23 protein-coding genes are annotated in these 19,337 nt (G+C 71.0%); 16 read left to right on the forward strand and 7 right to left on the reverse strand.

Translation table 11 applies throughout. The features are described from left to right. The first annotated feature begins 25 nt into the window (after nucleotides 1-25). The 10 genes from TNCT1_RS28925 to xerC all read left to right on the forward strand — a co-directional run bounded on the left by TNCT1_RS28925 (nucleotide 26) and on the right by xerC (nucleotide 7,779). Nucleotides 26-211, forward strand: coding sequence for an AlpA family transcriptional regulator (locus TNCT1_RS28925; RefSeq protein WP_143637896.1), 186 nt, complete (start codon nucleotides 26-28; stop codon nucleotides 209-211). Continuing rightward, nucleotides 208-510, forward strand: coding sequence for a hypothetical protein (locus TNCT1_RS28930; RefSeq protein ID WP_143637898.1), 303 nt, complete (start codon nucleotides 208-210; stop codon nucleotides 508-510). The genes TNCT1_RS28925 and TNCT1_RS28930 overlap by 4 nt, the downstream gene beginning before the upstream one ends. Continuing rightward, nucleotides 507-1,400 carry a bifunctional DNA primase/polymerase gene (locus TNCT1_RS28935; protein ID WP_143637900.1) on the forward strand — a complete coding sequence of 298 codons (894 nt, stop codon included), beginning with the start codon at nucleotides 507-509 and terminating at the stop codon, nucleotides 1,398-1,400. The genes TNCT1_RS28930 and TNCT1_RS28935 overlap by 4 nt, the downstream gene beginning before the upstream one ends. Continuing rightward, on the forward strand, nucleotides 1,397-3,289 hold the full coding sequence (locus TNCT1_RS28940) for an ATP-binding protein (RefSeq protein ID WP_143637902.1): 1,893 nt from the start codon (nucleotides 1,397-1,399) through the stop codon (nucleotides 3,287-3,289). The genes TNCT1_RS28935 and TNCT1_RS28940 overlap by 4 nt, the downstream gene beginning before the upstream one ends. Nucleotides 3,290-3,600: 311 nt before the next feature. Next, entirely contained in the window at nucleotides 3,601-3,876 is a 276-nt protein-coding gene (locus tag TNCT1_RS28945; RefSeq protein ID WP_235902947.1) for an HNH endonuclease, read from the forward strand. Between the two features lie 94 nt (nucleotides 3,877-3,970). Beyond that, on the forward strand, nucleotides 3,971-4,456 hold the full coding sequence (locus tag TNCT1_RS28950; protein ID WP_143637906.1) for a phage terminase small subunit P27 family: 486 nt from the start codon (nucleotides 3,971-3,973) through the stop codon (nucleotides 4,454-4,456). An 8-nt stretch (nucleotides 4,457-4,464) separates the two neighbouring features. Further along, nucleotides 4,465-4,632: a hypothetical protein gene (locus tag TNCT1_RS35625; protein WP_160160436.1), complete on the forward strand. Its 168-nt coding sequence runs from the start codon at nucleotides 4,465-4,467 to the stop codon at nucleotides 4,630-4,632. Continuing rightward, nucleotides 4,623-4,889, forward strand: coding sequence for a hypothetical protein (locus tag TNCT1_RS28955; RefSeq protein WP_143637908.1), 267 nt, complete (start codon nucleotides 4,623-4,625; stop codon nucleotides 4,887-4,889). The genes TNCT1_RS35625 and TNCT1_RS28955 overlap by 10 nt, the downstream gene beginning before the upstream one ends. A 298-nt stretch (nucleotides 4,890-5,187) precedes the next feature. Next, complete coding sequence (locus TNCT1_RS28960) at nucleotides 5,188-6,393, forward strand: phage major capsid protein (RefSeq protein WP_143637910.1); 1,206 nt, start codon at nucleotides 5,188-5,190, stop codon at nucleotides 6,391-6,393. A gap of 141 nt (nucleotides 6,394-6,534) precedes the next feature. Next, nucleotides 6,535-7,779 (forward strand): tyrosine recombinase XerC, encoded by a 1,245-nt coding sequence (xerC, locus tag TNCT1_RS28965; RefSeq protein ID WP_143637912.1) that lies wholly within the window; start codon nucleotides 6,535-6,537, stop codon nucleotides 7,777-7,779. A 110-nt stretch (nucleotides 7,780-7,889) separates the two neighbouring features. Here the strand turns inward: xerC and TNCT1_RS28970 are convergent, their stop codons facing one another. The 3 genes from TNCT1_RS28970 to TNCT1_RS28980 all read right to left on the reverse strand — a co-directional run bounded on the left by TNCT1_RS28970 (nucleotide 7,890) and on the right by TNCT1_RS28980 (nucleotide 10,692). Next, the gene (locus TNCT1_RS28970) at nucleotides 7,890-8,603 is read right to left on the reverse strand and encodes a transglycosylase SLT domain-containing protein (protein WP_143637914.1); all 714 of its coding nucleotides are present in this window, start codon (nucleotides 8,601-8,603) and stop codon (nucleotides 7,890-7,892) included. A gap of 326 nt (nucleotides 8,604-8,929) precedes the next feature. Further along, entirely contained in the window at nucleotides 8,930-9,988 is a 1,059-nt protein-coding gene (locus TNCT1_RS28975; RefSeq protein WP_143637916.1) for an S-adenosylmethionine:tRNA ribosyltransferase-isomerase, read from the reverse strand. Continuing rightward, complete coding sequence (locus TNCT1_RS28980) at nucleotides 9,985-10,692, reverse strand: SDR family oxidoreductase (protein WP_143637918.1); 708 nt, start codon at nucleotides 10,690-10,692, stop codon at nucleotides 9,985-9,987. The genes TNCT1_RS28975 and TNCT1_RS28980 overlap by 4 nt, the downstream gene beginning before the upstream one ends. A 229-nt stretch (nucleotides 10,693-10,921) precedes the next feature. Between TNCT1_RS28980 and TNCT1_RS28985 the strand changes: the two genes are divergently transcribed. Together TNCT1_RS28985 and TNCT1_RS28990 are read left to right on the forward strand one after the other, a co-directional pair. Continuing rightward, nucleotides 10,922-12,067 carry a GAF domain-containing sensor histidine kinase gene (locus TNCT1_RS28985; protein ID WP_143637920.1) on the forward strand — a complete coding sequence of 382 codons (1,146 nt, stop codon included), beginning with the start codon at nucleotides 10,922-10,924 and terminating at the stop codon, nucleotides 12,065-12,067. Continuing rightward, on the forward strand, nucleotides 12,060-12,701 hold the full coding sequence (locus TNCT1_RS28990) for a response regulator transcription factor (protein WP_143637922.1): 642 nt from the start codon (nucleotides 12,060-12,062) through the stop codon (nucleotides 12,699-12,701). The genes TNCT1_RS28985 and TNCT1_RS28990 overlap by 8 nt, the downstream gene beginning before the upstream one ends. A 46-nt stretch (nucleotides 12,702-12,747) precedes the next feature. Here TNCT1_RS28990 and TNCT1_RS28995 read toward each other — a convergent pair whose 3' ends face one another. Further along, nucleotides 12,748-13,536 carry a hypothetical protein gene (locus tag TNCT1_RS28995; RefSeq protein WP_143637924.1) on the reverse strand — a complete coding sequence of 263 codons (789 nt, stop codon included), beginning with the start codon at nucleotides 13,534-13,536 and terminating at the stop codon, nucleotides 12,748-12,750. Nucleotides 13,537-13,687: 151 nt separating this feature from the next. On the opposite strand from TNCT1_RS28995, the gene TNCT1_RS29000 reads away from it, so the two are divergent. The 3 genes from TNCT1_RS29000 (at nucleotide 13,688) to TNCT1_RS29010 (ending at nucleotide 16,055) form a co-directional block, all read left to right on the forward strand. Continuing rightward, complete coding sequence (locus TNCT1_RS29000) at nucleotides 13,688-14,479, forward strand: ABC transporter ATP-binding protein (protein WP_143637926.1); 792 nt, start codon at nucleotides 13,688-13,690, stop codon at nucleotides 14,477-14,479. Between the two features lie 61 nt (nucleotides 14,480-14,540). Then, nucleotides 14,541-14,972, forward strand: a complete 432-nt coding sequence (locus tag TNCT1_RS29005; RefSeq protein ID WP_143637928.1) for an NfeD family protein — start codon at nucleotides 14,541-14,543, stop codon at nucleotides 14,970-14,972. Between the two features lie 111 nt (nucleotides 14,973-15,083). Continuing rightward, entirely contained in the window at nucleotides 15,084-16,055 is a 972-nt protein-coding gene (locus TNCT1_RS29010; protein WP_143637930.1) for an SPFH domain-containing protein, read from the forward strand. A gap of 93 nt (nucleotides 16,056-16,148) precedes the next feature. Here TNCT1_RS29010 and TNCT1_RS29015 read toward each other — a convergent pair whose 3' ends face one another. The 3 genes from TNCT1_RS29015 to TNCT1_RS29025 form a co-directional block, all read right to left on the reverse strand. Beyond that, entirely contained in the window at nucleotides 16,149-16,655 is a 507-nt protein-coding gene (locus TNCT1_RS29015) for an HNH endonuclease (protein ID WP_143637932.1), read from the reverse strand. Nucleotides 16,656-16,822: 167 nt separating this feature from the next. Beyond that, nucleotides 16,823-17,362: a YbhB/YbcL family Raf kinase inhibitor-like protein gene (locus TNCT1_RS29020; protein WP_143637934.1), complete on the reverse strand. Its 540-nt coding sequence runs from the start codon at nucleotides 17,360-17,362 to the stop codon at nucleotides 16,823-16,825. A gap of 43 nt (nucleotides 17,363-17,405) precedes the next feature. Further along, nucleotides 17,406-18,188, reverse strand: coding sequence for a sporulation protein (locus TNCT1_RS29025; protein ID WP_143637936.1), 783 nt, complete (start codon nucleotides 18,186-18,188; stop codon nucleotides 17,406-17,408). Nucleotides 18,189-18,288: 100 nt separating this feature from the next. Here TNCT1_RS29025 and TNCT1_RS29030 point away from each other — a divergent pair, with 100 nt between their 5' ends. After that, nucleotides 18,289-18,939, forward strand: coding sequence for a DNA-3-methyladenine glycosylase (locus TNCT1_RS29030; RefSeq protein WP_143637938.1), 651 nt, complete (start codon nucleotides 18,289-18,291; stop codon nucleotides 18,937-18,939). Nucleotides 18,940-19,337 lie beyond the last annotated feature (398 nt).

Consider the following 19,337-nt stretch of genomic DNA (forward strand, 5'->3'; position numbering starts at 1 on the left):
TGGCTTCTCTCAATGAAGGTGAGCTATGTCCAAGCGCTACCTCACGACCGCTGAAGTGGCAGAACGGTTCCGGGCGCCCGAGAGCACCGTCCGGTACTGGCGCCACATCGGATACGGACCCAAGAGCATCAAGGTGGGCCGCCGCGCCCTCTACGACGAGACCGAAGTGCAGCGCTGGGAGCGGGCACTGGAGGAGGAATCCGCGGCATGACCCATAACGCAGAGAACCGCCCGTGGCTGGCGGGCGGTTCTCACGAAGACTCCGCGGCGGGCGGTTCGTCTGCTGTCACCGTACAGCAGGCCGCGCTGCAGAGCGACGGCCTGTTCCCCGTCGGCCCCGTGCCGCTGACGGCCCGCCCCCTGGTGCTCATCACCCGTGGACGTGTCGAGTACCTGGCCCATTGCCCTAAGTGCGCCGACTGGCACCGGCACGTCCACCTCGGCACCGTCACCGGCCCTTGCGGCACCGAATACGAGCTGCAGTCTCGCCGGGCCAAGGGGGCGGCATGAGCGACTGGCAGAACGCCCACGACAACGCCCAGCAGGCCGCGGAACGGTTCGGTTTCGAGGTGATCCCGCTGTCCCTGACGAAGCTGCCCGCCCTCAAGTCGCCCCACGACAAGGGGCACAGCTGCAGGGGAGGGTGCGGGCAGCTGGGGCACGGCATCCACGACGCCTCCCGCGACCCGGCCCGCATCCGCGAGATGTTCGAGGCCGCGCGGCACGCTACTGGATACGGCATCGCCTGCGGCCGGCCGCCGCACCACCTGATCGGCCTCGACCTCGACCGCGACGCCGAGAAGGACGTCGACGGCGTCTGGGAGCTGCGCAGGCTTTGCGCCCGCCAGGGCATCGCCGTCCCTCGCACGGTCATCATCCGCACCCCCCGCGGCGGCTATCACGCGTGGTGGACCGGACCGGCCGATGTGAAGGTGCCCAACCGAGCCGGACAGCTCGGACCCGGCATCGACGTGCGCGGCTTCGGTGGCTACCTGGTCGGCCCCGGCAGCCGGGGCGCCCGCGGCCTGTACACCCTCGCCTCCGACCCGAGCGACGTCACCGTGCGGCCCATCCCCGAACAGCTGTTGCAGCTCATGACGGCCGACAAGGAGCGGCCACGGCGCACGGGCGGTGCACCCGTGAACCTGTCGCTGATGGGCGGCGGCCGGTCCCTGGTCGGCCTGGTGCGCTGCGTCCTCGACGCCCCCCAAGGGCAGCGCAACAACCGCCTGTTCTGGGCAGCCTGCAAGGCGTTCGAGCACGCCGCCGCCGGCCGCCTCGACGCCGACCAGGCCGAACACGCACTCATGCAGGCCGCCGCCGAAATCGGCCTGCCCGACAAGGAAGCCGAGGCCACGCTGAAGTCGGCCCGCGGCGATGTACTGGGAGCCGCACGGTGAGCGACGACGAGAAGACCAGCAAGAAGCGCGCCGAGCAGATCGTGAAGGATGCCGGCGCCGACCCGAAGGAGCGGGGGCCGTCGCAGGCCTCCCAGCTGGTCGCCCTCGCCCGCGAACGCTACGAGCTGTTCATGTCCGAGGACGGCCGCCCCTACGGCGTCAAAAAGAACGGGGCCAACATCGCCCTGCCGCTGCGCGGAAAGGCCGGCCTGCGCTCCCAGCTGGCGCACATCTACACCGACGCCAACGGCGGCTCCGTCCCGTCTCAATCGGCCCTTGCCGACGCCATGACGGTACTCGAAGGCGTCGCAGCATCGGCCGACCCCCGCGTGCCGCACGTTCGCGTCGCACGGCACGGGCACGGCGTCGTCGTCGACCTGGCGACGGCCGAGGGACGTTGCGTCGTCGTCACTCCGGACGGCTGGGAGCGGGCCGCGCGCTCTCCCGTGCTGTTCCGCCGGTCGGGCGCCATGAAGCCGCTTCCTGAGCCGGTGTCCGATGGGGATGGCTTGGCCAAGCTGCGCGACCTCATGAACATGAGCGAAGAGGGATTCCACCTGCTCGTCGCGTGGCTGGTCGCCGCGTTCATCCCGGACCTGCCGCACCCGATCCTCACCTTCCGTGGTGAGCAGGGCACCGGCAAGTCCAAGGGCGCCGCGATGGTCATCGGCATCGTGGACCCGTCCGGGGCACCGAAGCGCACCGCTCCGCGGGACGTGAAGGCGTGGGCTACGCAGGCGTTCAACTCGTGGGCGCTGTGCCTCGACAACGTGTCCGTCATCTCCGATTGGCTGTCGGACGCGCTGTGTCGTGCGGTGACCGGCGACGGCATCGTGGACCGCGCCCTGTACACCGACGACGACGTCGTGGTCCTGGAGTTCCGGCGCGTGCTGGCCATGACGACCATCGACGCCGGTGCCCTGGCCGGCGACCTCGCCGAGCGGCTGCTGACCATCGAGCTGCACCTGATCCCCGACCACAAGCGACGCGAGGAAGCCGAGCTCGACGCGGCCTACGCCGAAGCGCACGCGTCCATCCTGGCGTCCCTGTTCGACCTGCTCGCCCAGGTGCTCAAGGTGCTGCCGGACGTGCGGCTCACTGAACGCCCCCGCATGGCCGACTTCGCCCGTGTCCTCGCGGCCGTCGACCAGGTCAAGGGATGGAAGACCCTGGACAGCTACAAGGCCAGCGCCCGCGATGCGGTGGCGGACGTCCTCGACGGCGAGCCGTTCGCTCAGGCCGTTGTCGAGCTCGTCGACCGGGCCGGCGCAGAAGGACTCACCCTCACGGCTACGGAGCTTCTGGAGCGGGTGCCGACCCCGGAGCGGCTGCCGAAGAAATGGCCGAAGGATTCGACGCGCGCAGGTGGTCAGCTCAAGCGGCTTGCCCCCGCCCTGCGCACTATCGGGATTGAGGTGGACGACAGCAAGCGCGGGCCGAAGCCGAAGAAGCAGCGGCTGTACATGCTGACGGCCACCGAGGAACGCCGCAGCGCGCAGGCAGAGGAGCGTCAGAAGGCGGAAGCAGAGAGAAGGTACGAAACAGCGTCCCCAGCGTCCCCCAACAGCTCTGGTAGCGCTGTGACCAGCGGAAACAGGGGGGACGCTGCAGGGGGGACGCTAGCGACCCCCCACGGCAGCGGGGGGACGCTAGGGAACGCTGAGGGGGACGCTGGACTCTTCGCAGCGTCCCCCCAGGAGACACCCTCTGACCTGCACGGATACGGCGAGGGGGACGCTGGGACCGCTGGGGACGCTGAAATGCAGCCCCTCTCTAATGTCGCCACCCTCGGTCAGAGCATCGGTCCCTGTATCCAGTGCAGGAAGCCGACCATCCGATACGGCGCGCAGGGCAACCCGCGCTGCCCCGACTGCAGGAAGGCAGCATGACCAATCGCAGACTCCACTGCGCCACGTGCGCACGGCGGCAACGACGAGGCACGTACTACCGCTGTCCCCTCGGCTGCGGAGTCGTCGTGTGTCGCAGCAAGCCGCAGTGCGGAAACCAGCACTTGCCCAACTGCCCGGTACGACAGGCGAGCAGCAGCATGACCCGCTCGCCTGTTCCGCCGGCCGCGTGAGGAGGCAGCGTGCCCACCTCACCGCCGAGCAGGTGCACAGACCCTGAGTGTCACGAGCTGGCCACGAACCGTGGACGCTGCGACGAGCACCAGCCGCAGGCCTGGGCCAACCGCGGCACCATGCGCGAGCGTTACGGCGTCAGCAGCGGCGCCTGGCGAGCCCTGAAACGGCGCGTCGCCCGCCGGGACAACGGCTGCTGCTACGTCTGCGGCGGCGAGCCGGCCGAAGGCGAGACGCTGCAGCTCGACCACAAAGTGCCCGTCGCCGAAGGCGGCTCCATCACCGACCTGGACAACCTCGGCCTCATCCACGCCGACCCGTGCCACGCCGACAAGAGCAAGCGCGAGGCCCTACGCGGCAACCAGCGCCGCCGGGCCAGGCAGCAGGGGGGATAGGGGGAAAAATCGCTGGAGGTCGCCGCTGGGGCGCCGCCGCGGTCAACCAGGGACATCTCTACGGGCTTCAGAACCACTTTTGGAGAGTGATCACGTGCCTGCACGACGAGCAGACCCCCGCATCCCGAAGGGACTGAAGATCAAGACGGCCGAGCCTGCGCTGAGGATCGCCCGGGAGGCCGAGATCGGCGGTCTGGGCCTGGACTGGTCGGTGCGGCCGGCCGGGATGGACGCGGTGGGCCTGGCGGAGTGGGACCGGCTGGCCGAGGTGTACGCCCACGATGCGACCCGCTTCCGGGAGGGCGAGCGTGCCGCAGTGACGGCTTACTGCGCCTACTGGTCGGCGTTCGAGGCGGCCCGTAAGGACGTGGCGGAACGGGGGACGGTCGTCGAAGGCCGTTCCGACATGGACCGTGGCCGGCTGGTGAAGAACCCGGCACTAGTGGCCATGCGGGAAGCCTCTCAGCAGCTGCGCTACTGGGCCCGCGAGTTGGGCCTGACGACGGATGCCCGGGTGCGCATCGGCCTGACGGAGGCTGGCGACGACAAGACCCGCGACGACGACAACCCGTTCGCATAGGAGGAGCGATGGATCAGGAAGAGCAGCGGGAGGAGCCGGTGCGCGGCCCGGTGGTTCGGGTGCCGGTGCATCCGGCGGAGGTGCGTGACGAGGGCCGGCATCCGGGCTACGTCGAGGCGCCGCTGGAGTCGGCGTCGCACTGGGATGAGCGGATCTGGGGGCCGGCATGGTGGTGAGGACGCTGGACGGTACGGAGGCCGCGGGGCTTCAGCTGGTGTTGGCGGTCGTCCAGCACGCTCCTAGGCTCCCTGAGGGCCCGTGGACGGCCGATCTGGGCATGGCGGCCGTGGTGGACGGCGAGGGCGTCGTCTGGTTCGTCGGCGAGGACGGCGTGGACCGGCTGGTGACGCTGGCCTGTCCGTGCCAGCACGCCGAGTTGACGACGTTTCTGGACGGAGCGGAGATCTTCCGCACTGTGACCGTTGCCAGCTAAAATGTCCGCAGGTTGATCGACGGCCCGTCATCGGTCCGCGAGACACCAGCCGTGAGTGAAGGGCTCGTGAGAGGCCAGCGACCGGCCCGCGGATTTCTCCTCATTCCGCCGCCAGCCGTTCGTCCGTCTCCCCCGAGTCAGCCGGCCGGGTCTCGCCAGCCGCAGGCCCGCTGAGTTCGGCGCCTCCGGCTCCTGCTGTCGAGTCCCGCCAGCTCCGGCCCGCCCTTCGGGGCCCGTCGTCGAGCGGCCAGTCTCCAGCCCGCCGGGAAGACACCCATGACTTCCCGAAGGACGAATCATGCCCATGAAGTTCCACGAGCTGCGCGACGAGCTGCGGAAGACGATCGACGCGGCCCGGGCCATCCAGCAGAAGGCGGAGGCCGAAGACCGCGAGTTCACCCCGGACGAGGCGAAGCAGCTGGACGAGCTCATCGCCAAGGGTCACGAGCTGAAGAAGGAAGCCGACCGCACGAAGGCGGCGGAGACGATGCACGACGCGCTGAAGGCCCTGGGCGAAGGCGTCCCCGCGGGCCACGACACGAAGAGCACCGTGCACCCGCGGGTGAAGGCGTCGGGCGGTACCGACTGGGCGGAGACGATGCTCAGCCAGGTGTCCGGGCCGACCGGCTACAAAGGCCTGCTGGCGAACGGCACGGTGGCGGTGAACGTGCCGATCACCCCGGAGCCGGTCCGTATGGACGTGCCGGTCCTGTCGCTGCGGCAGCTGCTGCCGAACGTGCAGAACACGACCGGCCGCTTCGCCTACCTGCGGCAGACGGCCCGCAACAACAACGCGGCCGTCGTGGCGCCGGGCGCGAAGAAGCCGACGTCGACGTACAGCCTGGACCGGGTCGACGACCGCGTGCGGACGATCGCCCACCTGTCGGAGCCGATCGCCAAGCAGGATCTCGACGACGTCAGCATGCTGCGCACCTTCATCGACCAGGAGATGCGCCTGGGCCTGGACCTGGCCCTGGAGAACGAGATCCTGAACGGCTCCGGGTCGGGCGAGCACTTCACCGGCCTGACGAACGTGTCCGGCGCCCAGGTGCAGGCGTTCGCCACGAACGTCCTGACCACCACCCGCAAGGCGGTCACGAAGCTGGAGCGGTACGGCTACCTGTCCGGCGCCGGCTTCGTGATGACCCCGGAGGACTGGGAGACGATCGAGCTCCTGGCGGACGCGAACGGCCAGTTCTACTACGGCGGCCCGCAGACCGTCGTGAACCCGGCTTCCCGCCGCCTGTGGGGCGTCCCGGTCGTCGTCTCCGACGCGGCCACCGACGGGTCGGCGCTCCTCGCGGACTTCTCCCAGACGCGCCTGCAGGTGCGTCAGGACGGCGTCCTGGACTGGTCGGAGAACGTCTACGACCCGAACGCCCTCGGTACCGGATCGGGTGCCACGGACTTCGAGAGGAACATGCTGCGCTTCCGCTTCGAGGGCCGCTTCGGTCTGGAGATCCTCCGTCCGTCCGCCATCGTCAAGATCGACCTGACGGCCTGACCCTCCCAGACGGGGCCGGCCGTCTCACGCCGTGCGGCCGGCCCTCCGCGATGCTCGCCCTGACCGGGTCGGCAGGGCGCGCACCGCGCCTTGTCAGCGCCAAATGGGACGATGTCGCCAACCGCGAGGGAGGGGCGTTCTATGGCGAAGGTGTACGACCGGTGGCATCTGTCCCGACCGCCGACTGGAGCGGAGCCGTGCGAGGAGCACAGCACGAAGACGAAGCCGGTGTACTCCAGTCGTGACCACGGCATCGGCATGCGCTGGCAGGTGCGCTACCGGGACCCGGCCGGCGAGCAGAAGAAGGAGAACTTCGCCAGGCGGACCGCAGCCGACGCCCGGGCGGCCGAGGTGGAGAACGAGCTCAACAAGGGCGAGTACCTTGACCGGGCGACGCGCCGGCAGACGTTCCGCGAGTACGCGGAGGAGTGGCGCACCTCTGCCACGCACCGCGAGCGGACCGAGACGAACGTCGAGCGGGCCCTTCGGCTGCACGTCTATCCGCTGCTCGGTAGTCACCAGATAGCGGGCATCAAGCGGTCGGACGTCCGTGCCTGGCTGAAGAACCGGTCGGCCGTCCTCGCCCCGTCCAGCCTCCGCACGCCGTGGAACGCCCTCATCGGGGTCATGGCCGCGGCCCACTACGACGGCATCGTCCGCTCGAACCCCTGCCACGGCATCGAACTGCCGGAAGTCCGGAAGCCCGAAGTGGTGCCGCTCGACCCTGCCGTGGTGCGCGCCCTGCTGGCAGGCGCCCCTGACCGCTACCGGGCACTGGTCCGGCTGGCCGCAACGACTGGGCTACGACAGGGCGAGCTGTTCGGCCTCGAGGTCGAGCACCTGGACCTGAAGGCCGGCACGCTCGAGGTCGAGCAGCAGCTGGTCGGCCCGGACAAGGGCGTGCCCTACCTGGGGCAGCCGAAGACGGAGAAGAGCTATCGCACGGTGCCGCTGTCGGCGTCCGCGGTGGCTGCCGTCGAGGAGCATCTGCAGGCGTTCCCGCCTGCCGAGGTTGAGATCGAGGACCGCACGGACCCGCGAAAGCCGCGCACCAGGAAGGCCCGGCTGCTGTTCGTCAGCCAGACCGGGGACCCGATCCGGCGCGGGTCGTGGGCGAAGGTGTGGGCCCGCATGGTGAAGCGTGCTGACGCGCAGCTGGCCGCCGCGGGGTCGGCGCTCCGAGTCCCGGAGGGGACGACGACTCATGACCTGCGGCACTTCTACGCGTCGGTGCTCATCAAGCACGGGGCGAGCGTGAAGAAGGTGCAGCGGAGGCTCGGTCACGCTAAGCCATCGATCACGCTGGACCTGTACGTGCATCTGTACGAGGACGACGAGGACACAACGGCCGCCCTCATCGATGAGGCCCTGGCGGAAGTGCCCTGAAAGTGCCCTGCTGCTCCCGAGGATCAGAGAGTTAGCAGGTAGGGACATGCCAGGCGGCACCCCACCAGGGGTGCCGCCCTTCCGCGTAGTCTCAGAGGTCCGCGCCGGCCTCAGTACGCGCTGTTGACGTTGTCGATCGAGCCGTACTTGTCGGCCGCGTAGTTGGCGGCGGCGGTGATGTTGGCGACCGGGTCGTAGATGTTCCACGAGGTGCCGGCCACGTGGTACGCCTTGAAGGTCGGCGGGATGACCTGCAGCAGGCCCTTCGACGGGATGCCGTTGACGGCGTTGACGTCCCAGTCGTTGATGGCCATCGGGTTGCCGGAGGACTCCCGCATGATGTTCTTGTGCAGACCGTGGTAGCTGCCCGGGATGCCCTTGGACTTCATGATGTCCAGGGACTGGCGGATCCAGCCGTCGAGGTTGTTCGAGTAGGTCTTCGCGGCGACCATCTGCATCGCGGGACGCTGGGCCGAACGGCTCGCGGCCTTGTCGGCGCGCTCCTGCGCGGCCTGCTTCTGCGCCTCGGCCTTCTTGGCGTCGGCCTGCTTCTTGGCCTCGGCCTGCTGCTTGGCGACGGCGTCGAGCTTGACGGTCTGGCCGGCGAGCCGGTCGGTGAGCGAGCCCTTGACGTCCTTGACCGGCGTGTCGGCGTAGTGCACCTGCTGCGTCGCGGCGGCGTCGGTGGTCACGGTCTGGGCGTTGCCGGGGACGGTCGTGAAGGCCAGGGCGGCGGCACCGAGGGCGCCGACACCGGCGATGGCGATCTTGTGCTGCTTGGTCAGCGCACGACTATAAGCACGGTTGAGGATGTTCTTGGGCATAGCTTGATGGACCTCTTCGATAGCGCGGAGGCCGCTCTCTATGTCCGCCGGGGGAATCGGTTCCTCCCGCACGAGGGCCGCGGCGGGAAACCGCGGCGCCGAGCGACGGAAGCAATTCTTAGCTGGCGCAAAATGCCCAGGCAAAGGTGTGACGTACGAAGCCACATAGTGGATCAGGAAGGGCAAAACGGGACAGACGTGGCCGTCTGCCCCGTTCACCTACGGGCGGTTTATCTCCTATGCCCCTTCGTACGTGACGTGGACCCTATGCGCGGGCTCACACCGGCGACGCCTAGGTCTCACCCCGAGTTGCCGTCGCAACGCACTCAGTGAGTGGTTTCCGGGGGCAGCAGGAGGTGCACGTCCCCGAACTCGTGCCACAGGTAGCGCCCGCGCAGCGCCTCCTCGTAGGCGCGGCCCACCGCGGCCCGGCCCGCGACCGCCTCCAGCATCAGCAGATGCGAGGCCTCCGGTTCGTGCAGGCCCGTCAGCAGCCCCTCGACCGCGCGTACCCCGCGCCCGGGCGTGACCACCAGATCGGTCCAGCCCCCGGCCGCCCGAACCACCCCGTCCGGCCCGGCCGCCGACTCCACCGCCCGCACGGCCGTCGTGCCCACCGCGACGACCCGCCCGCCACCGGCCCGGGCGGCGTTGATCAGCCGGGCCGACGCCTGCGGGACGCGGAACCGCTCCGGATACGGCGGCTCGTGCGCCTCCGCCGAGGCCACCCCGGTGTGCAGGGACACCGGCGCGAACTGCACCCCCCGGCTCACCAGCTCCACCACCAGACGCTCCGTGAAGGGCCGCGCCGCGCTCGGCATCTCCGCACTGCCCGCCCCGTCCGGCGCCGGCAGTGCGAACACCGTCTGGTACACCGACAGCGGCTGGTCCCGCTCCGTATAGGAGTAACGGATGGGCCGCCCGTGCTCCCGGAGCACCCGCAGGACCTCCGCCCCGGCCGGCCGGGCCCACCGCAGCCGGTCGCCCCGCCCGCTCAGCGGCTCCTCCAGCACCAGCCGCGCCCCGCCGGGCAACCGCACCACTGCACCCGCGGGCACACCCGCACGCGCGCGCGTGGTACCCCGCCCGTCCGGCTCCCGCAGCTCCACCGCCCACCGGCCGTCGTCCCCGCAGGTGGAGAAGTGCACCACCACACGCGCGTGCCCGATCCGCCCGGTCACCGCGGCGGCCAGCGTGGGCGAGGTGTTCACCACCAGCACGTCACCGGCCCGCAGCAGCCCCGGGAACTCCCGGAAGGCGTGGTGCGTCACCTCGGTGCCGCGCGACACCAGCAGCCGGACGGCGTCCCGGTCCAGACCGGCCCCGCGCTGCTCGGCCGGCACGCGTGCCGACAGCTCCTCGGGCACCGTCACCGCGGTGGTCATCGCCCCTCCACCGGCGCCGGCGTCAGCGCCGTCGCCGTGTACCGCCCGCTCGCCGGACGCTCGTCCAGCAGCCGCAGGAACGCCGGCACCACGCACGCGGGCTCCGGCCGCGCGTCCCCGTCGTCCGGGACCGCCGCCGCGTACAGGTCCGTCGCCATGTCCCCGGGATCCACCGCCCACACCCGCAGGCCCGGCTCCTCCCGGCCGAGCACCGCCGCTAGCTGGTCCAGGGCCGCCTTCGAGGCGCCGTAGCCGCCCCACGTCCCGTACGCCTCCACCGCCGCGTCCGAACTGACCGCGACCACCGCCCCCGCCGCCGACTCCCGCAGCAGCGGCAGCGCCTCCCGGACCAGGCCGAGCGCCGCCACGACGTTCACCTCCAGCGCCCGCCGCAGCCCCTCCACGGGCAGCTCCGCCAGCCGCACCAGCGGCTCGGCGCCGAGCGCGCTCGCGTTGCTCACCACCAGGTCGACCCCGCCCAGCCGCCGCGCGGCGGCCACCAGCGCGGCCCGGTGCCCGGCGTCCGTGACGTCCCCGGGCACCGCCGTCACCCGCGTGCCGTGCCCGGCGACCGCTTCCGCCGCCTCCTTCAGCGGCCCGGCGCCGCGGGCGTCGAGCACCAGGTCCCAGCCGCGCGCGGCCAGCCCCTCGGCGAGCGCCCGCCCCAGCCCCTTGGAGGCCCCCGTGATGATCGCTACCGGCATGACAACCGTCCCCTCTTCCGTCTGCCGCCCCGCCGGGCGGTGACCACAACCTAGGAACGGCCGCCCCCGCACCGCCTCGGACGCGGGCACCAGAGCGGCGGGGTCCTTCGGCGTACGCCCGACGCCCGGGGCCGCGGGACCTACCCCCAGCGCCCTAGGGCCTGCGACGGGGGCCCCTGCCGCCACCGGTCCGATCCGCGCCGCCGTACCCCGCCGGTACCGTGAGGACATGAGTCAAGGCCCCCGGTCCGGCCTCGCCGCGGTGAGTTCCGCGCTGCTGGCCATGAGCAGGCACCTGGAGGTGCGCGACGTCCTGAAGACGATCGTCGCCTCCGCCCGTGAACTGCTCGACGCGCAGTACGCCGCCCTCGGCGTCCCCGACGACCACGGCGGCTTCGCGCAGTTCGTCGTCGACGGCGTCAGCGACGCCCAGTGGAAGGCCATCGGCCCGCTGCCCCGCCGGCACGGCATCCTGGCCGCCATGCTGGACGAGGCCCGGCCCGAGCGCCTCGCCGACGTCCGCAAGGACCCCCGCTTCGAGGGCTGGCCGGCCGCCCACCCCGACATGTCCGACTTCCTGGGCCTGCCGGTCAGGGACGGCGAGGAGGTCATCGGGGCCCTCTTCCTCGCCAACAAGCGCTGCCCCAAGCCCGAGGGGAGCTGCGGCTTCACCGAGGAGGACGAGGAACTGCTCGCCATCCTCGCCCAGCACGCGGCGATCGCCCTCACCAACGCCCGCCTGTACGAACGCAGCCGGGAGCTGACCATCGCCGAGGAACGCTCCCGGCTCGCCCACGAACTGCACGACGCGGTCAGCCAGAAGCTCTTCTCGCTGCGCCTGACCGCCCAGGCGGCGGCCGCACTGGTCGACCGCGACCCCGCCCGCGCCAAGGGCGAGTTGCACCAGGTCGCCGCCCTCGCCGCCGAGGCGACCGACGAACTGCGCGCCGCGGTCGTCGAGTTGCGCCCGGCCGCACTGGACGAGGACGGCCTGATCGCCACCCTGCGCACCCAGACACAGGTCCTCGACCGCGCCCACAGCGCGCGCGTGACCTTCGCCAGCAACGGCTTCCGCGCCCTGCCCGCCGCCCAGGAGGAGGCGGTGCTGCGGGTCGCCCAGGAAGCCCTGCACAACGCCCTGCGCCACTCCGGCGCCGAGCACGTCCGGGTGAGCGTGGACCGGCGCGGCGGCGGAGCCGTGCTGCGCGTCGCCGACGACGGCAGCGGCTTCGACCCGGGCGCCGTGCGCCGGGCCGGACGCCACCTCGGGCTCGTCTCCATGCGAGACCGGGCCGACGGCGTCGGCGGCACCCTCACCGTGCACGCGGAGCCCGGCAGAGGCACCACGATCGAGATGGAGGTACCCGGTGGCTGACCCGATCAGAGTGCTGCTCGTCGACGACCACCAGGTCGTCCGCCGCGGCCTGCGCACCTTCCTCGAGGTGCAGGACGACATCGAGGTCGTCGGCGAGGCCGCGGACGGCGACCAGGGAGTCGCCCGCGCCGAGGAACTGCGGCCCGACGTCGTCCTCATGGACGTCAAGATGCCGGGCACCGACGGCATCGACGCCCTGCGCCGGCTCCGCGAACTCGACAACCCCGCGCGCGTGCTGATCGTCACCAGCTTCACCGAGCAGCGCACGGTGGTCCCAGCCCTGCGCGCGGGCGCCGCCGGGTACGTCTACAAGGACGTGGACCCCGACGCGCTCGCCGGCGCCATCCGTTCCGTGCACGCCGGCCACGTCCTGCTCCAGGCCGAGATCGCCGGCGCCCTGCTCTCCCAGGACGAGGCCGGCGCCGGCCAGGGCCGGGCGGGTTCGCTCACCGACCGGGAACGGGAGGTGCTGGGCCTGATAGCCGACGGCCGCTCCAACCGGGAGATCGCCCGCGCCCTGGTGCTCTCCGAGAAGACCGTCAAGACGCACGTGTCCAACATCCTGATGAAGCTCGACCTCGCCGACCGCACCCAGGCCGCCCTGTGGGCCGTACGCCACGGCGTGGCCGGCTGAACGGCCCGGCCGTCCGGGAGACCCTCCGGACGGCCCGGCCCACGCCTCAGCGGACCCCTCGCTCCCGCTCCTCCACCATGGAGTTGTACGCCGCCACCTGAGCCCGCCGGGCGGTCCGCTCCACCGGCCGCAGCGCCGCGCCCCGCGCCGCCATCTCCGACGCGCTCACCGCACCGCCGTGCCCCTTGCCGGACGCCAGGGAAACCAGCAGCCCCACCCGCTGCGCCAGCTCCAGCACCCGCACCGCACGCGGCGGGTACCCCGGCGCCAGCACCTCGCGGCCCCGCTCGGACCGCGCCCGGTACGCGTCGATCGCCGCCTCCGCCACCGGACCCGACCCGGCGACGTCCAGCTTCGACAGCACCTCGGTCGCCTCCCGCAGCGCCTCGGCCAGCTCCCGCTCGGCCTCACCGAGCGAGGGCACGTCCGCGGGCGGCGCCTCCCGCACCGGCAGCACGTGCCAGACCACCTCGACGTGCACGTCACCGTCCGGGCCCGCCTCGGACACCTCCGGGACCAGCCCGAACGCCGCCCCGAAGCAGAGCACCGCCTCCTCGGCGTCCAGCGCCCGCGCGTTGAACTCCGGCGGCCCGCTCAGCCCGAGCGGATGGCCGGGCGCGGGCAGCGCCACCCGCAGACCGGTCACCCCCAGCGCCCGCAGCCGCCCCAGCGCCAGCGTGAGCCCCGCCGGCCCCTGCTCACCCGGCAGCCCCCGCACCCGGTGCACGGCGTCCTCGCCCACGATGGCGAGGGCGGCGTCGTCCGGAGAGACGAGTCCGGCCAGAAGGGCGTTTCCCCAAGCGGCGAGGCGTCCTGAACGCGGTTCCGAGAGCATGCCCCCACCCTAAGGACCGGACCGATGGAATGGTGCGGGGCACTCGTGGCGTAGATTTCATAGGGGCTGCGCCCACCGGCGCGGCGGCCCGAGCCACAGGCGTACGCGACCAGCCGAGACCGGCCACACTGCAAGGGGAGACAACGCGCTCATGAGCGATGTTCTGGAGCTTCAGGACGTATCCGTGGTCCGTGAGGGCCGGGCTCTGGTGGACCAGGTCTCCTGGTCGGTGAAGGAGGGCGAGCGCTGGGTCATCCTCGGCCCCAACGGCGCCGGCAAGACCACCCTCCTGAACGTCGCCTCCAGCTACCTCTTCCCCAGCAAGGGCACCGCCACCATCCTCGGCGACACCCTCGGCCGGGTCGACGTCTTCGACCTCCGCCCCCGCATCGGCATCGCCGGCATCGCCATGGCCGAGAAGCTGCCCAAGCGCCAGACCGTCCTGCAGACCGTCCTCACCGCCGCCTACGGCATGACCGCCGGCTGGCAGGAGGAGTACGACGAGGTCGACGAGCAGCGCGCCCGCGCCTTCCTCGACCGCCTCGGCATGAGCGACTACCTCGACCGCCGCTTCGGCACCCTCTCCGAGGGCGAGCGCAAGCGCACCCTGATCGCCCGCGCCCTCATGACCGACCCCGAGCTGCTGCTGCTCGACGAGCCCGCCGCCGGTCTCGACCTCGGCGGCCGCGAGGACCTGGTGCGCCGCCTCGGCCGCCTCGCCCGCGACCCCATCGCCCCCTCGATGATCATGGTCACCCACCACGTCGAGGAGATCGCCCCCGGCTTCACCCACGTCCTCATGATCCGCCAGGGCAAGGTCCTCGCCGCCGGCCCGATCGAGCTGGAACTGACCTCCCGCAACCTCTCCCTCTGCTTCGGCCTCCCGCTCGTCGTCGAGCAGGTCGGCGACCGCTGGACCGCGCAGGGCCTGCCCCTGTCCTGACGCCCGCCGCACTCCCGTTCGCGCCCTGTCCGCCGCGGGACCGCGCACCTACCATGACCATGTGAACGACATCGACGCATGGGTGTGGTGGCTCGTCGGCGCGGCGGCGCTCGGAATCCCCCTCGTGGTCACCGCGATGCCGGAGTTCGGCATGTTCGCGGTCGGGGCGGTCGCGGCGGCGGTCGTCGCCGGGCTCGGCTTCGGCGTGGTGATCCAGGTGCTCGCCTTCGTCGTCGTCTCGGTCGCCCTGATCGCCGTGGTCCGCCCCATCGCGGCCCGGCACGGCAGACAGCGGCCCCAACTGGCCACCGGCGTCGACGCCCTGAAGGGGAAACAGGCGGTCGTCATGGAACGCGTCGACGGCTCCGGCGGACGCGTCAAGCTCGCCGGGGAGATCTGGTCGGCCCGCTCGCTCGACACCGGCCGCGCCTACGACGTCGGCCAGGAGGTGGACGTCGTGGACATCGAAGGGGCCACCGCGATCGTCATCTGAGGCGTCCTGCCCACGAGTTGGGCCACGGTCTGTCAGACTCGACCAGCAAGATCCTCAACGGCGACTGGATCCGTTGAAGGTGCCGAGGCGGAGAGGGGTACGGGGAACACGATGGAACCGGTCATCATCGTCCTGATCATTCTGGTGGTGTTGGTCTTCATCGCCCTGATCAAGACCATCCAGGTCATTCCACAGGCCAGCGCCGCCATCGTCGAGCGCTTCGGCCGCTACACGCGGACCCTGAACGCGGGACTCAACATCGTCGTCCCGTTCATCGACACCATCCGCAACCGCATCGACCTGCGTGAACAGGTCGTGCCGTTCCCGCCCCAGCCGGTGATCACCCAGGACAACCTGGTCGTCAACATCGACACCGTCATCTACTACCAGGTGACCGACGCCCGGGCCGCCACCTACGAGGTCGCCAGCTACATCCAGGCCATCGAGCAGCTCACCGTCACCACCCTGCGCAACATCATCGGCGGCATGGACCTCGAGCGCACGCTGACCTCCCGCGAGGAGATCAACGCGGCCCTGCGCGGCGTCCTCGACGAGGCCACCGGCAAGTGGGGCATCCGCGTCAACCGCGTGGAACTCAAGGCCATCGAGCCGCCCACCTCCATCCAGGACTCGATGGAGAAGCAGATGCGCGCCGACCGCGACAAGCGCGCCGCGATCCTCACCGCCGAAGGCACGCGCCAGGCCGCCATCCTGACCGCCGAGGGCGAGAAGCAGTCCCAGATCCTGCGCGCCGAGGGTGAGGCCAAGGCCGCCGCGCTGCGCGCCGAGGGTGAGGCCCAGGCCGTCCGCACGGTCTTCGAGGCCATCCACGCCGGCGACCCCGACCAGAAGCTCCTCTCCTACCAGTACCTCCAGATGCTCCCGAAGATCGCCGAGGGCGACGCCAACAAGCTCTGGATCGTGCCCAGCGAGATCGGCGACGCCCTCAAGGGCCTGTCCGGCGCGATGGGCAACTTCGGCCCCCTGGGCGGCGGTCAGCCCGGCAACGGCGGCAACTCCTCCGTCCCGCCGCAGAACAACGGCCCTTACACCGAACGACGCGAAAAGCCGTCGATCGACTGACACCGCACGACGCGGCGACCCCGCGGCCCGTCGACGGGCCGCGGGGTCGCTTCGCTTCACGGCCGGGCCGTGCGAGCACGCGTGGACAGATCCTCAGGCGGCTTCCCCCGCGAGCCACCCCGGAAGCGCGGCCATGTCCTCCTGCCCCAGGGCCAGCAGCATCGCGTCGGCCGGCGTCGGCTCGAACGGCTCCCGCAGCAGAGCCATACCGGCCTCGTCCGGAGTCCGGTTCGCCTTGCGGTGGTTGTCCTCGGCGCACGCGGCCACGGTGTTCAGCCACGTGTCCTGCCCGCCCTTCGACCGCGGCAGCACGTGGTCCACGGTCGTCGCCCTGCGCCCGCAGTAGGCGCACCGGTGCCGGTCACGGACCAGCACCCCCCGCCTCGACCACGGCGCTTGTCTTCGGAACGGCACCCGTACGTATCTGCAGAGCCTGATCACCCGGGGCGCGGGTATGTCGACATCGGCCCCGCGCATGCGCAGCACGGGATGGGCCTGCTCGACGACGGCCTTGTCCTGCAGCACCAGAACGACGGCCCGGTTCAGAGTCACCGTCGACAGCGGCTCGAAGCTCGCGTTCAGAACCAGCGTGTCACGCATCCAGCCCACCTCCCGTGCGCACCTGCCCACCCCCCGGCGGGCTCGGATCAACTCTGTACGGGCGCGCCGAGATGGACAACGCAATAAAAAATGCCCGCCCCTGATCAATTCCAAGACCAGAGGCGGGCAAACGTGCCATGAACGCTTGGCTGGATCAGCGCGGTGCGTCAGCCCTCGGCGGGCGTCTCGTACTCACCGATGAGCTGGGCACGCGCGATCGCGTGGAACCGCAGATTGAAACCGACGACCGCCGGGGAGACGTCCGCGTCCGGACCGAGCTTCTCCTGGTCCACCGCGTACACCGTGAAGACGTAGCGGTGCGGGCCGTCGCCCGGCGGCGGCGCGGCGCCCCCGAAGTCCTTGGACCCGTAGTCGTTGCGGACGTGCACGGCGCCCTCGGGCAGTCCCTCGAACCCGCCGCTGCCCGCACCCGCCGGCAGCTCCGTCACGGAGGCCGGGATGTCGAACAGGACCCAGTGCCAGAACCCGCTGCCGGTCGGCGCGTCGGGGTCGTAGCAGGTCACGGCGAAACTCTTGGTCTCCGCCGGGAACCCCTCCCAGCGAAGCTGCGGCGAGGTGTTCCCCTCCGCGTGGACCTGGGCGCTCTTCAGCGTCGCGCCCTCCTCGAAGTCCTCGCTCGTCACCGTGAACGACGGAACGGGCGGATGGAAGTCGTGGGGGAGCGGCCGCCGCTTGAGCTCGGTCACCTCGGTACCTCCTGATCGGTTACTGGAATCAGCAGTTCCGAGCCTAGAACCAGTTCCGCCGGGAGCCGACCTCGGACAGCCACTGGTTGAGGTAGGCCGCCCAGTCGGTCCCGTGGTAGTCGTTCAGACCCACCTGGAAGGAACGGAAGGTGTCCGAGCCCTCGCTGAACAGCCCCGACTTCTTGTCCATCTCCAGGACGACGTCCATGGCGTGCTCGTCGGCCACGAAGCTCAGCTCGACCTGGTTCAGCCCCCGGTACTGCGACGGCGGGTAGAACTCGATCTCCTGGTAGAAGGGCAGCCGCTGCCGCGTGCCCCGGATGTGCCCGCGCTCCATGTCGGCGCTCTTGAAGCGGAAGCCGAGCTGGATGAAGGCGTCCAGGATCGCCTGCTGCGCCGGCAGCGGGTGCACGTTGATCGGGTCGAGGTCGCCGGAGTCCACCGCGCGGGCGATCGCCAGTTCGGTGGTCACTCCGATGTGCATGCCGCGCAGTTCCTGCCCGTCGATCATCGTGACCGGCGTCTCCCAGGGGATCTCGAGCCCGAACGGCACCGCGTGCACGGCGCCCGCCTGCAGCTCGAAGGCGCCACCGAGCCGCACCTTGGTGAACTCGATGTCCTGCTTGTACTCCTGGTCGCCGCTCTCCACCTCGACCTTGGCCTGCAGCCCCACGGACAGGCCCTCGATGGCCTGGTTCACGGACCCGCCCTGGATGCGCACCTCGCCCTGGACGACACCGCCCGGGACGACGTTGACCTCGGTGAGCACCGTCTCGACCGAGGCCCCGCCGGCCCCGAGGCTCGCGAGCAGCTTCTTGAACGCCATGACTCTCCCTTTACGAAAGGACCCTCGCCCCGTACAAACGCGATCGGACCACCGGCGGTTCCGGCCGGACGGCCACCCGTCTGGGCTACCCTCGGAGGGCATGATCGCGCCCCCGGACCGTAAGCCACTGCCCCGAGCCTTCTTCGACCGCCCCGTGCTCCAGGTCGCACCCGACCTGCTCGGCCGCATCCTGGTCCGCGCGACCCCCGACGGCCCGATCGCGGTACGCATCACCGAGGTCGAGGCGTACGACGGCCCCAACGACCCCGGCTCGCACGCCTACCGCGGCCGCACCGCACGCAACGACGTGATGTTCGGCCCCGCCGGGCACGTGTACGTCTACTTCACCTACGGCATGTGGCACTGCATGAACCTGGTGTGCGGACCCGAGGGCACGGCGAGCGCCGTGCTGCTCCGGGCCGGCGAGGTCGTCGAGGGCGCCGAGCTGGCCCGCGAACGCAGGGTTTCGGCCCGGAACGACAAGGAACTGGCCAAGGGCCCGGCCCGCCTCGCCACGGCGCTGGGCGTGGACCGCGCCCTCGACGACACCGACGCGTGCGCCGCCGGCGAGACGCCGCTGAGGATGCTGACCGGCACTCCGGTCCCTTCCGGCCAGGTGAGGAGCGGTCCGCGCACCGGGGTCGCCGGCGAGGGCGGCGACGGGGACGTCCACCCGTGGCGCTTCTGGGTGGCCGACGACCCGACCGTGAGCCCGTACCGGGCCCACGTGCCGAGGCGGCGCCGTAGTTGACTCCGCCCCGGAAGGTGCGTAATGTGGCCCGAGCCGCTGAACCGGGTACGGTGATCGCCTGCAGCCGGAGCGGCAAACCCACTAGCTAGCTACAACCCCTCAGCGGGGTCGATTGTGGCGCGCCCGCGCGTCCGAATTCGAACTCGCCCGACTCGATTATGAGTCGCCGGGGGAATCGGCTAACGTAGTGAATGTCGAAAGGCCGCAGGGCGAAAGCCCAGGGCCCGCCGGCAAATCCCGCCGACAGGGAATCGGACGCCGAAAGGATCTGATAAAGTCGGAACCGCCGGAAAGGGAAACGCGGAAGCGGGAACCTGGAAAGCACCGAGGAAATCGGGTCGAGAAAAGATCTGATAGAGTCGGAAACGCAAGAACGAAGGGAAGCGCCCGGAGGAAAG

The sequence above is a fragment of the Streptomyces sp. 1-11 genome (assembly GCF_007176755.1).
Lineage (GTDB): Bacteria > Actinomycetota > Actinomycetes > Streptomycetales > Streptomycetaceae > Streptomyces.